Consider the following 12,696-nt stretch of genomic DNA (forward strand, 5'->3'; position numbering starts at 1 on the left):
AAAAAGTATAAAAAAATTCTACAAAGTATTCGAATGACGAAAAACACCTGCTAGCATATTTAAAACTAGATAAAAAGAAGGGGACTCAATAAATATGAACCAGAACGACTCAAACGTAATCTATGTAGAAGCAGAACAAGCCGTGTTAGGAGCAATCCTAAAGGAAGGCGATTTAATCCAAGATTGCACATTTCCTGCCGAGTACTTCGGCAAGCGGGAGCATCAATTGATTTATCAAGCAATGCAAGCACTGCAAAAGAAAAATGAAAACATCGACATAATGACGGTTGTCATTGAGTTGCAGGAGACGAATCAAATTGAAGAAGTAGGGGGAGTATCTTATTTACATGGCTTAGCCGACGCCGTGCCTACAACAGCGAATTTCTCATTTTACGTTCACACCTTAACGGAAGGATATAGATTAAGAAAAGCGCAGGCTCTTGCTTTGTCGCTCGCTTTATCTCCAACCGAAGAAAAGATCAACGAAGTATATCAAAAATTAGGGGCTTTACAGGAATTATCCTCATCTTCCATTCGAACCATTCAAGATGGTCTCTTTGATATCTATGAAGATCTTCTTTTCCCACAAGGTGATATCGGAGTTGATACGGGATTAACCGATTTGAATCGTTTAATCGGCGGCTTTCAAAAAGGTGACTTGATTATTATAGCAGCAAGACCGTCCATGGGGAAAACCGCATTTGCTCTCAATATTGCGATGAGCCATTTAAAAAACGGCGGAGTGGTCGACTTATTTTCACTCGAAATGTCAGAAGAGCAACTGTTAAAACGCATGTTATCGGCGGTTGCAAGAGTCAACAGCAAACGCTGGATCGACAAAAACTTTTCGAAAGAGGATTATGAGAAGATTGTACAAGCCATCGGAATCATGGGCAAATGGACCGGGGTATTAAATGACCGACCGGCACAAACGATTGCAGAAATCCGCTCGACTGTACGACAGTCGATGAAACAATATCCCAATCAACCGCATTTAATTGTGATTGATTATTTGCAGCTCATTCAACCGATAGGACATTTTGAACGTCATGATTTGGCCATCGGAGAGATTTCAAAGCAATTAAAAAATATTGCAAAAGAATACCATGTCCCAGTTGTTCTCTTATCGCAGCTCAATCGCGGCGTTGAGTCACGCGCCGATAAACGGCCGATGATGTCCGATATTCGTGACTCAGGAAGCGTCGAGCAAGATGCAGATATGATTATCAGCTTGTACCGTGACGATTACTACAATCAACCATCCAACCCGAACAGTACAAGCATCGTTGAACTGAACGTTTTGAAAAACCGCAATGGCCAAACCGGCAAAGTCGAAGCAGCCTTTCAAAAAGAATATGGCTTATTTTTGAATCTTATGAAGCACAGTGATGTGCAAAAATGATAGAAAATCGTGATATTGTGTCTAGGACAACGTGTCCTAGACATGAATAAAAAATTACCTTGCCCCATGTTCGTGGCAAAAGAAATTGATTATTTAAGATTGGGCGGATAATGAAAAAACAGGAGAGCAAGTTGCACCGTATTCCATATGCTCTCCTTTTTATTTTTGAATCGCCTATTTATTGATGTTCCCACTGCATTAATGATCTTATCACGCAATACCACTTGTTTTCCTTGTTACTCTAATCGAGCAATGCTTATCATTTCACCTTCGTCTGGCCAAACAACGCGATTATTCTCATCATACCTCAACCCATTGACAAAAGGGAAAATGTAAAGCTTTTCACCTTCTAACAGTGTCTCTACATATTGCTCTTTCACAATTTCGCATGCCTCTTCAAGCGAGAAAGCTTTCACGATTTTCTCTTTTACATCCATTTCTTTTTTGGATCGAATGACATAAAATTTCTTCATTCTAGAATCCCCGCTTTCCAATCATTAATATAAAAAAATAAAAAACCATCAGCTTCATGCATTACTTGTATAGCATTCAACCGATGGATTTTTCACTATGTCATCCACGACCCAAAGGCCTCTTTTATATTTTTCTCGTCAACAAATAATAAGTACAAAATAGAAATGATAATTTAAATATGTACACAAATGCTTGAATAATAATGTACAAAATTGACTTTAGATTTCATACTAATCATGAGGTGGTTAGTATGTACATATCGATTAATGTCGAATCTGATTTTGAGATTAAGAGTCTTAAAGACTTACCAAAATTAAAACAACTAATGGAGCATTTGAAGATGAAAATTAATAAAAGTCAATTAGCTAGAGATCTAGGTGTAGATCGTAGAACCATTGATAAATATTTAAATGGATTTATTCCTAAACGTACACGAAAGAAGCATTCCAAAATTGATGAATACTATGAAATCATTGCGGCACTACTTTCGGAAGATGCTAAGCAGAAGTTTTATTATCGACGTGTGCTATGGCAGTATTTAAAGGATAATCATGGACTGGATTGTGCAGCATCGACGTTTCGAGCGTATATTGCAAAAACGCCCGAATTTAATGCTTACTTTGAAGAGGATAAACGGATTCCTTCTCCTAAAGGCACAGTACGTTTTGAAACGCCTATAGGAAAACAAGCACAATTGCATTGGAAAGAGAGTATTCCTTTTGAAACAAAGGATGGTCAGAACGTTGAAATCAATGTTGCAATACTGATTCTATCTCATTCACGTTTCAGAACCTTCCTAATGAGTATTTCTAAATCACAAAGTGTCCTGTTTTCCTTCTTAACAGAAACATTCGAAGCTCTTGGAGGGGTGCCGGCTGAAATAATCACGGATAATATGAAAACCGTTATGGATGAGGCAAGAACAGAACATTCCCCAGGAAGAGTAAATGACAAGTTTGCACAATTCGCTAAGGATTTTGGTTTTGAGGTGAAGCCATGCATTGCTGGACGTCCACGGACAAAAGGAAAAGTCGAAACCACAATGAAAATATTAGATGAAATTCATGCTTATCAAGGTCAGTTGACCTTGGAAGAATTACATCAATTTGTGCAAGACTTATCTCATCGGGTGAACCATGAGGTCCACCAAGGAACTGGAAAAATTCCTGCGATAGAATTCAAAAAAGAAAGGAATCACCTACTCCAGTTACCAGCTGAGAAAGTAAGAGATTCCTATCGGATCAAACATACGCTTGTAAAAGTCAATGCATCCAACATGATTTCCTACAAATCAAACCAATACTCGGTACCAGCACAGTACCAAGGAAAGAAAGTAGGCTTACAAGTGTATGATAATCAATTATGGATTTATTATAACACGGAACTGATTGCGCAACACCCTATAAGTAACAAGAAATTAAATTATCAGGAAGCACATTATCAAGAAGCCTTGGGCGTTTCCATGCCAAATTATCCGGATATTGATGATCTAGCAAAACGGAATTTAGCAGCGATTGGGGAAGTGTATAAATAATGAATCCAACAACAAACTATCAACAACTCATACAAAACTTAGATTATTTGAAGCTCAAGCAAATGTCCTTGCATTTAAATGAAGTCTTAGACTTCAGCGTTAACCATCAATTGTCACTGGTAGATACGCTAGTGAAACTGACGAATTACGAAATTGATGTACGTGAACAAAATATGATTCAATCGATGGTGAAGGTTGCGGCTTTTCCGCATTTGAAAGAAATAAAGGATTTTGATTTTAGTTTTCAACCGTCAATAAATCAAAAACAAATTTTAGATTTTTTAACGCTTCGATTTATCGAAGCAAATGAAAACATAGTTTTTCTAGGGCCAAGTGGCGTAGGAAAAACACATTTAGCCACTTCCATTGGGATTGAGGCAGCGAAGAAACGTACAAGCACTTATTTCATTAAGTGCCATGATTTAATTCAAAATCTGAAGAAAGCACGTTTAGAAAATCGGTTAGAGAGCAGATTAAAACACTATACAAAATATAAACTATTAATTATTGATGAGATCGGTTATTTACCGATTGATGCCGAGGACGCAAAGCTTTTCTTCCAACTCATCGATATGCGTTATGAGAAGCGTAGTACGATTCTTACAACGAATGTGAATTTTAAAGCATGGGATGAAATCTTTCAAGAACCCAAGCTGGCCAATGCGATTTTACGCAACCGTTGTCTCTATCATTGGAGATTCTTATCGTTTAAAGGATCATTTGGCGAAAGAAAACGAGTGATTTTGTACATCCTTAAACAAGCAAAAGTGTACATATTTGTGTTGACATTTATATGTTGAACCCGATCAAAAAATTTTTCTAAGTCTATATCTACCACAATGTTGTATCCATCTTCGATAAATTGTCTTGCCTGCTCAATTGCTTGGTGGGCGCTTCTGTTTGGTCTGAAACCATAGCTATAGGGACTAAACTGTTTCTCAAATATGGGCGTAAGTTTTTGGACTACGGCTTGTTGGAAAATGCGGTCGGTGACGGTCGGAATGCCTAGGTTTCTTTTCCCACCGTTAGGCTTTGGAATTTCAACCCTTCTTACTGGTTTTGGTTTGTATTTCCCTTCTCTTATGAGTTGGACAAGTTTATATCCTTCCTCCTTCAAGTAAAGGTGAGTAGCTTCTATATCTTTCCCATCGACACCGGCTGCTCCTTTGTTTTTCTTAACCCTCTTAAAGGCTTTATTCAGGTTGTCAGGGTCTAATATCCTATCAATTAAGCTTTCTTGTGATTCCATATTGTTCCCATGCTATCGAGGTTGAACAAGGAGAACTCCACGCTATATAGAGATATTCAGTTTTCCGAACCTTCTATCTTTACATAGCCATTATTGAAATGTTGGCTATTTCTTCGTTCCCTTGTAAATAGCTCTAGCACAGTCGCTCCTTTCGTTCCGTCCTTCTTAGTCCACCAGGACTAATACTATGACTTCAGCTGACTTCTCTTGGTTCAGCTACTTATCGCTAAGTAGGTTCTTCTAGGGGTACCAAGAGACCTCCCGGGGTAAGTCCACTCACTTTCTCCTCATATATCTGCCACATTTATTCCCATTCCATCCGGGGATATTTTGGACTTTGTTTTGTTATGCAAACTCGTCCTGAAATGAGAACCTCAAATGTGATTCGTGTACCTCAGACCAAGGATTTTCCTAGGGCTTCCTTCAGATTCCGCGTCACCGCGGACACCCTTGCCTTCGGCTAATGGTTCGCATATCCCAACGCCCATAGCGGACTTTCACCGCCTAGTTAGTGGACATGCCCGGCGCACATAAAAAGGTCCTGTGCCACTTTAGGCACAGGACAGTTTTAAATTTGATTATTCTGTTACTCTAAATTTCACAGAAGCTGTTTTTCCGTCTACTATGTAAGTAACAGCAAATGTGTCGCCTTTGCTAGCTCCTTTTACATCCACTACAGAAGTGCCATTCTTATCAACAGTAATTTGAGTATCATCCTCTTTAGCATCTACTAAGTTAGTAACTGTGAAAACTACGTTCTCAGGATTATAAGTGAACCCGTATTGATCTGTAACTTTAAGTACTCCTTTAAGAGCTGCAGAATCATTATCAGTACTTAGATCAGTAGCTGCAACAGAAGCTACACCTTCTTTAACTTTCTCAGAATCGAATTCAACTTTATCAGCTTTTGGAGCAACATTAGATAAAGTTATTTCTTTTGTTAAAGTTACTGGCTTGTCAGCTGCATCTACTACAATTGTAACTGTAGATTTTAGCTCTGTTTTATCTTTGAAAGCAGCTTCAAGCTCATCTGCTGTCTTAGCTACGTCAAGTTTACCAGTTTCTTTGTTGTAAGTTAGTAATGAACCACTAGTGTGTACAGTGTAATTAGAAGCAGGTAAGAGAACTTTTTCGCCTTTTTCAGTTAAACCATATACTTTCAACTCTCGAGCATAAGTTTCATCAGTGTTTGCATAGATTGTTGCTACATCTGCTACTTCATATGAAGTAAATGCAGTCTTATCAGTAACGTTGAAAGTAACTTTAATTGGGCTAGTAGCAACATCTTTACCGCCTTTTTGTAGTGTTAAAGTAATTTCTTCGCTACCTTTTTTCACACCTTCAACAACAATTTTATCGTTAGTTGACGAAATTTCCCCTGAAACTTTTACAGAGTCGTTATTTTCTGTTTCCGCTGGAACCACTTTATAAGTGCCAAGGTTATCAGCTAGCTTGAAAGTACGTCCATATTGGTCTTTCACTTCAAGGTTCTTAACTGTAACTTCAGCCTTACCGCCAACAGCAACTGTAGTTGTTACATCTTTTAAGCTTTCAATAGTTACAGCTTCTGCTGCTTCTTTAACATCTAAAGTTAACTGCGATACTTTACCAGTGCTTGTAGTGGCAATGATAACTTTGGTTCCTTTAGTAGCAGGTTTATATTCTAAATATGCATTACCGTTTTCATCTGGTTTAAGAACAGGTTTTACATTATCTGTAGCGGAAAGAGTTAAACCAGTAATCTCTTTGAATTTTGTTAATGTATTTCCATATTGGTCAACAGCAGTGAAAGGAATTTTCACAGTATCGCCAGCCGCAACGATTTCTGCTGGAGCAGTCATTGAGAATGAATCAAGTTTAGTAGCAGCTTTCACATTCACTTCAAATTGTGAAACCTTACCAGTAGTTTTTGAAATAGCTGTGATGATTGCTTTACCGCCTAGTGAAGAGTTTTCACCAAATTGTAATTCAAGACCTACTTGGTTTTTATCTTTACCTTGGCCATCTTTTGCTGTTTTAACAGAAACTAAAGATGGATTAGAAGAAGTAAATAATACATCAGAATTAACTTGAGCAGCTTTTACAGCTTTTCCATACTGATCTTTCGCATCAATCAATAAAGCGAAATCAGTAATTGTTGCATCGCTAGTCAATTCTTTTCCATCTTTATGATAAAGTCCTTGGAATTCTACTGTGTCAACGACTGAAGCGTTACTTATTGTAACTACACCAGTAACAACAGTATTTGTAGCTGCATTAATACCAGTTAGAGCTACTTTATCCCCAACTTTGAAAGTTCCTGCTGAAGTTAATGTTAGAGTTCCTTTATCATCGTCTTCAGCTGTAATACCGTTAGAAGCAGTCCATGTAAGACCAGTTGAAAGCGGTGATTTTGTAATATCTTCACCATATTGGTTTAGTACGCGATAGGCAACAGTAGCTTTTTTTCCATCAGCTGTAAGAGGAGCTACCTCTCCAAGCAATTCAATTTTTGCTACCTTTTCGTTTTCTACTTTTACAGAACCGCTTAAAGCTTCTTTAGAAATGCCTGTAACATTAACTGTGTACTCGCCTTCAAAAAGTTTGCTAGCTAATTCTAGTTCAACTGATTTTTTATCAGCAGATAATGTAGTCTTAGCAACATTAATTGTTACAGAACCTTTTTTAACTTCAAATTTAGCTTTTGTATCATCAATAGCTTTATTAAATTGAACTTTAATAGTTTTAGCGTTAATCGCACTTACGCTTTCAACTTTCGGAGTTAAAGCAGCTTCATAAGCAGCTTTTACTTTTGTATTTTCTGCTGTTAACTCTGCTTTGAAAGTTTCAGTAACTTTAGGTAAATATTCGTTGGCAGCTGCTAAAGCTTTTTCAGCTGTAGCTAGATCGCCTTTGTTAACTGCTTCTTCAGCCGCACGCAATTTCATTGCAACTGTTACATCATATATTAAGCTATCGCGAACATCTTGAGCAGCTGTTTTGAATTCTGAACGAAGTAATTCACGAGTAGTTTTACCATAAACTCGGTCTAAGATTACTGTACGTGTTTTTAATTCATAAGAGATTTCATGATAATATTTTTCAGCGGCAGCAAGATCTTTATCTGCAATTGCTTTCTCTAATGCTACTCTCTTACCATCAAGCTTTGTTGCATAGTTGTAAGCGTCGATGTAAGTTACAACGCGTTTTTTAATGTACTCATTGTATGTAGAGTCTAATTCTGCCAAGTAAGCATCTTTCTTAGATCCACCGGCTTTGTTAACCAAAGCTTTCGCGTTGTTGTAAGCAGCTTTTGCAGCGTTGTACTCTTTGTATACCACTTTGATGTCAGCGAATTCGCCTTTAGCTGTTACATCGCTGTAAGTGTGGTATGCTTTTTTCATTTGTGTTACAGCTTTGCTAACTTCGACAGCAACGTTGCTGGCAGCGTCAGTTTGAGCCGGAGCAGAAGCTACGAAAGCAGAAGCAGCAACCGCGGATGCAGCAGCTAATTTGATAGCTTTCTTCTTCATAGGTTTGTATTCTCCCTTCAATATTTAATGTAGTACAATGATTGCATTGGTTGGTAAGCTCTTTAGGCTTGCAGATCATTGCCTATCAAACTTAACGATAATTATACTAAAGTTCTTTGGAAATATCAAACTGTATATCTATTTCCTGCTTAACTTTAGTAATAGCTTGTAAGAGTCTTAGCAACTGGTTTAATTACCAACCGCTCTCACATTTCCTATAATAATACATATTTAGAGGAAATTCTAGGGTTTTATTGTTGTTTTTGAGCTTTTTTCATTAGTAATTGTTTCCTCTAGTGCTAAGTTTATCTTAAAACACGCACTTTATGATTATATTCTATGTACCTAATAAAATTCCACCTTTTTATATTGTGTCTATATTTATCCAAAAATCGTTATAAATAAAGGAATACTATGGCAGTACATATTGTTTGTGGAATAGATAGTCATTATTTTACTTTTATTGATGCTTCAATTTTCCTATTGTATCGACCCTTATAAAATGAGTTTTAACAACGTATTATTTTCTTTTAGTAAGTTCACATCTTCTCTTTAGGATCCGTTTTATCGAAATAACGTAACCTAACGTTTAACAGTCAATTTTGTGCAGTTATACTGCAATAGTAAAACTGTCTGCTGCATAAAAAGTAACGCCCCTGCATGAGGAGCGTTTCGAAAAAGATTATTGAGTAACAAGGTTCCACTTTGTTCCGTCAAATGTAGCTTTTACAGATTCAGCGAGCCGGTTTCCTGCTTTGTCGTATAGAACTTGATCTTTATATTCGACTGTATCATTCGCAGCAATGTTTTCTGTTGCGAATGTCCAAGTGTGGTTGTCAGCATTTACAGTTACGGATTTTAAAGTTCCGGCGCCTGTATATTTAAACAGGGCATTGGCTTGCGTTTGGTCCAGATTCGCAGACTGGATCGCAACTAGTTCGCCTGCCGTATTTTTATAGTAAAGAGCTTCCGATGCTGTGATTACAGGTGAAGCTGCATCTCCTGAAACAGTTAAAGCAGGAGCTGTTTTGTCAATTTCAAATGTGATCGTTTGCTTGTTTCCGGCAAAGTCGGTTGCTGTCACTTCGTAAACACCTTGTTCTGTTAAAGCAGTTCCAAGTTGATAGTTTAAGATCGCAGTGTTGTCTTTTTTAACGGCTACAGAAGCAATATCTGCAGTATCAGATGTCAAAGTAACATTTTGATTTGTTACTGCTTTGTCAGTTGTTCCTTTTAACACAGGAGCTGTTGTATCAATCACAACCGGGAATGATTTAACATTTCCATTGATTTTTACAATGAGAGATGCCGTATCGCCCTCTTTGCCTGTTAACGTGATGTTCTCACCGCTTACGGTGAAGACAGACTCTTTGTTTGAATAAAGCTGAACATCAGCGTTCTTAAGATCCGCTTCCGCTCCGTATTGGTCTTTCGCAGTGAAGTATCCTGCGTCCACAAGAGCATCAAAGCTTGTATTTTTGTTCAAATAAACTTTGTCTTTTCCTTGGGCAAGGTCAAAGCTTTGAACGGCGGAAGCAGATTTCACTTCGATCGGAAGGACATAGTCTTCTTCATTCCATGTAACCGTTAAGTTTGCTTTACCGGCAGAAACCGGTGTAATTTGGCCGCTGGCATTGACAACAAATACTTTTTCATCAGAAGACTTAAATGTCGCGCCTGGGAAATTTGCTAAAGTAAGTGGTTTGTCCACTGCCTCGGCAACTGTTTTGCCATTTAAAGTGACAGCTTCTGTCGGGTCAAATTGAAATTTTTGCCCGATGACTGCATAGGAAGCATCTTCCCCGCTTTCAGTTGTCAGCCTGCCTTTTGAAATTTTTTTATATTGATCTCCGTCGACAATGTTTACTGTTGCTGCCAAAAGTACTTCTTTTGTTTCATCGTCGATCAGTTCGATTCTTACCGTACCGGTTGCAGTTAAACCTGTTTTTTGATAAGCGTCTTTGAGAGTTCCATCTTCGTTAAAGTACCCTTTGTCGTCTCGGACACTAAAACCGAATTCATAGGGATCGATCTCCCACTCGTTTCCATCTCCATCAAGAAATGCGAAGAGCTGAAATCCGTTAATTTCGGTTGATCCGGTGGGAAACTCAACTCCTTCAACAAGAGCGACCTCTTCTATTTCAGGATAATATTTTTCAATCACTTCACTATAGTAGTTAGTGAGAACATCAAGAAGATCTTCATCTTCGACATGATTGAACCACTTTTCAATGTTTGCTGCATATTTTTCAGCTGAATCGAAGTCTTCTTTTTGCAGCGCGGCTTCCAGTCGGCCGATTTCAATATAGATACTTACAGGGTAAAGCGCTGCTTGTTTTGCCTCTTCCGCCGGCAGCTTGTATGTTTCTAAAATTGCCTGGCGAGTTGATTGGCCGTAAACGCGGTATAAGTAAGCCGCTTGTTTCTTAATTTCATAAGAAAGAGCATGGTAAGCTTTTGTTGCTTCGGCCATTTTTCCTTCTGCCAAATAGTTTTCCATTTCTTCTTGAGCTTTGATCAGTTTTTTGCCGGAAGTGATGGCATCGATGTAAGTTGCCGTACGGTCGATCCATAGTTTTACAGTATCAAGGCGTGCGTTTAAACGTTCTTTTTCCTTGCCGGAAAGCTTGTTTACTGCTGCCTTGGCTGCTGTATAATCTTTTTTTGCTTTGTTGTAAAGTGACCATGGCTGAGTAACAGCGTCGGCGTTGTAATCAACCGAAATCGCACGGATTAACGGAACTTTGTTGGATTCCGCTTTTAATACAAGGTTTTCTGCTGTTGATGCCGCTTCTGATTGTGCAGGGTTTACGGCTGCATAAGCTGTAGCTGCTATGGTTGTTGCAGCAGCAATTTTCATTGCTTTTCTGAATTTTTTCTCCACTGTTGTTTCCACCTTTTCTAGGAATATAGTAAATTGCTAAATATTATATCTGTTTCCAGACCTGTTATTATCATAATTTGAAAATATTAGGATTTCATTATGATTTTATTGGTAATTTTGCTGTAGGTTGGAAAAGGGCCCGGCCCCTATTTTCACAGGGGCCGGACCCTTTACATTACTTTGATTTCTACATAAATCCCTTGTTTCATTTGCCGGGTATTTTCTGCTTTCCATTTTGGATGGACGATGAGCAAGTACTTTTCTTTCGATTGAAGGTTCTGTTTCGGTATGATTTTGATTGTTTTCTCATCAATTGATTGTACGTCCACCGGGACTTCTTTTCCGCCGAGCTGGATTAATTGAACATCTCTTGCCGTTGTTCCTGTCCAGTTCATTTTCATGTTCATTTTAATGGTAAATGTTTTCGTGACAGGTACGTTTTGAAGGGCAGGCAGCTTTTTGTAGCTGCGAATTGCTGCAACGAGCTGGTCACGATGGGATGCCAGCAGTTCCTCACCTTCTGCTGTTTTGACATTTGGCGCCACTCCGACCTCATGAACCGGCACCCCTTTTGGGGAGAAAAACTTGGCAGTCGTTAATTTTAAAACACTCTCATCACTTAATGGAAAAAACGACTGCATTGAGCCTTTGCCGAATGAGTTTTGTCCATATAAAATTGCACCTTTTTGTTCTTTTACAGAAGCTGATACCATTTCCGATGCACTGGCACTATAAGCGTTTATTAGAATATGGACCGGCGACGTAAATTTTGCAGACTGCGGAATCACATTAAATACATGGGGCTTGTTTGATTTATCACGCAGTTGAAAAGCTTTCGTAACGTTTGGGAAAAACCCGGCAACTTCCTGGGCCGCCGAAACATAGCCTCCGCCATTATCGCGAATATCAAAGATCCAGCCTTTTGCTCCTTTCAGTTTTTGAATAGCTGCAGAAATATCTTTAGCTGAATCAAGGGCAAAACTGTTTAAACGCACATAACCAATATTTCCGCCGAGCATCTCATATTCTACGTTTTGTATTTGAATAACTTCCCTGACAAGTGTTTGAGTAAAAGATTGGCCTGTATCAGGTCTTACATATGTAAGAGTAACCGAGGTGTTTTCTTTTCCGCTTAGGGAAGAAATGGCTGTTTGAACCGATTCACCTGCTAATGATTGTCCATTTATGTTCGTAATAACATCCCCGGTTTGAATTCCGGCCCGCTCAGCAGGACTTCCCGGAAATACAGCTAAAATCTTCACTCCCCTTGGATCTTCCTCCAGCATGACTCCAATTCCTACAAACTGGTTTTCAATTGCATTGGTAAATTCATTGAACTCCTCCGCCGTCATGTAAACAGAATAAGGATCGAGGTACCTTGTAATCTCTTTTATCGTCGGCTTATTTAACACCCAATCTGGAACATCTTCTACATAGTAATTGCGAATAATATCCCTGGCTTCATCAATCGGTTCAGCTGCTGAGACATAAGTTGTTGTTTGGGTAACAAACAGAAAGACAAGTAATACACTGAGATACTTTTTTAAATGCTGCATTGCCGCTATCCTCCGCCTTTTAAGAAAATGACATTATAGTAAAAAAATAGATTTATATACATTTTAAATAGAATGATAGGAATTT

General features: G+C 38.4%; 7 protein-coding genes and 1 pseudogene. 3 read left to right on the top strand and 5 right to left on the bottom strand.

Annotation, left to right across the window (positions count from 1 at the left end):
• The first annotated feature begins 94 nt into the window (after nt 1-94).
• Nucleotides 95-1,402 (top strand): replicative DNA helicase, encoded by a 1,308-nt coding sequence (gene dnaB / locus C0966_RS13080; protein ID WP_274856170.1) that lies wholly within the window; start codon nt 95-97, stop codon nt 1,400-1,402.
• Nucleotides 1,403-1,638: 236 nt separating this feature from the next.
• On the opposite strand, the gene C0966_RS13085 is transcribed toward dnaB, so the two are convergent.
• Entirely contained in the window at nt 1,639-1,875 is a 237-nt protein-coding gene (locus tag C0966_RS13085; RefSeq protein ID WP_274856171.1) for a hypothetical protein, read from the bottom strand.
• Nucleotides 1,876-2,126: 251 nt separating this feature from the next.
• On the opposite strand from C0966_RS13085, the gene istA reads away from it, so the two are divergent.
• Both istA and istB read left to right on the top strand, forming a co-directional pair.
• Entirely contained in the window at nt 2,127-3,410 is a 1,284-nt protein-coding gene (gene istA / locus C0966_RS13090) for an IS21 family transposase (RefSeq protein ID WP_274856173.1), read from the top strand.
• Nucleotides 3,410-4,151 (top strand): annotated as a pseudogene (gene istB, locus C0966_RS13095) (IS21-like element helper ATPase IstB). Before istA ends, istB begins: the two are co-directional and overlap by 1 nt.
• Here istB and C0966_RS13100 read toward each other — a convergent pair.
• The 4 genes from C0966_RS13100 to C0966_RS13115 form a co-directional block, all read right to left on the bottom strand.
• Nucleotides 4,099-4,659 (bottom strand): reverse transcriptase domain-containing protein, encoded by a 561-nt coding sequence (locus tag C0966_RS13100; protein WP_274856175.1) that lies wholly within the window; start codon nt 4,657-4,659, stop codon nt 4,099-4,101. The pseudogene istB and the gene C0966_RS13100 overlap by 53 nt on opposite strands.
• Nucleotides 4,660-5,237: 578 nt before the next feature.
• Nucleotides 5,238-8,171: a hypothetical protein gene (locus tag C0966_RS13105; RefSeq protein WP_274856176.1), complete on the bottom strand. Its 2,934-nt coding sequence runs from the start codon at nt 8,169-8,171 to the stop codon at nt 5,238-5,240.
• A gap of 682 nt (nt 8,172-8,853) precedes the next feature.
• Complete coding sequence (locus C0966_RS13110; protein WP_274856178.1) at nt 8,854-11,055, bottom strand: cell surface protein; 2,202 nt, start codon at nt 11,053-11,055, stop codon at nt 8,854-8,856.
• Between the two features lie 170 nt (nt 11,056-11,225).
• Nucleotides 11,226-12,611, bottom strand: a complete 1,386-nt coding sequence (locus tag C0966_RS13115; RefSeq protein ID WP_274856179.1) for a S41 family peptidase — start codon at nt 12,609-12,611, stop codon at nt 11,226-11,228.
• Between the last annotated feature and the right edge of the window lie 85 nt (nt 12,612-12,696).

Source organism: Bacillus methanolicus, from assembly GCF_028888695.1.
In the GTDB taxonomy this organism is placed as follows: Bacteria; Bacillota; Bacilli; order Bacillales; family Cytobacillaceae; genus Bacillus_Z; species Bacillus_Z methanolicus_B.

Coding starts and splice junctions, on each gene's coding strand:
- dnaB (WP_274856170.1), top strand. CDS start 95: ATGAACCAGAACGACTCAAACGTAATCTATGTAGAAGCAGAACAAGCC.
- C0966_RS13085 (WP_274856171.1), bottom strand. CDS start 1,875: ATGAAGAAATTTTATGTCATTCGATCCAAAAAAGAAATGGATGTAAAA.
- istA (WP_274856173.1), top strand. CDS start 2,127: ATGTACATATCGATTAATGTCGAATCTGATTTTGAGATTAAGAGTCTT.
- C0966_RS13100 (WP_274856175.1), bottom strand. CDS start 4,659: ATGGAATCACAAGAAAGCTTAATTGATAGGATATTAGACCCTGACAAC.
- C0966_RS13105 (WP_274856176.1), bottom strand. CDS start 8,171: ATGAAGAAGAAAGCTATCAAATTAGCTGCTGCATCCGCGGTTGCTGCT.
- C0966_RS13115 (WP_274856179.1), bottom strand. CDS start 12,611: ATGCAGCATTTAAAAAAGTATCTCAGTGTATTACTTGTCTTTCTGTTT.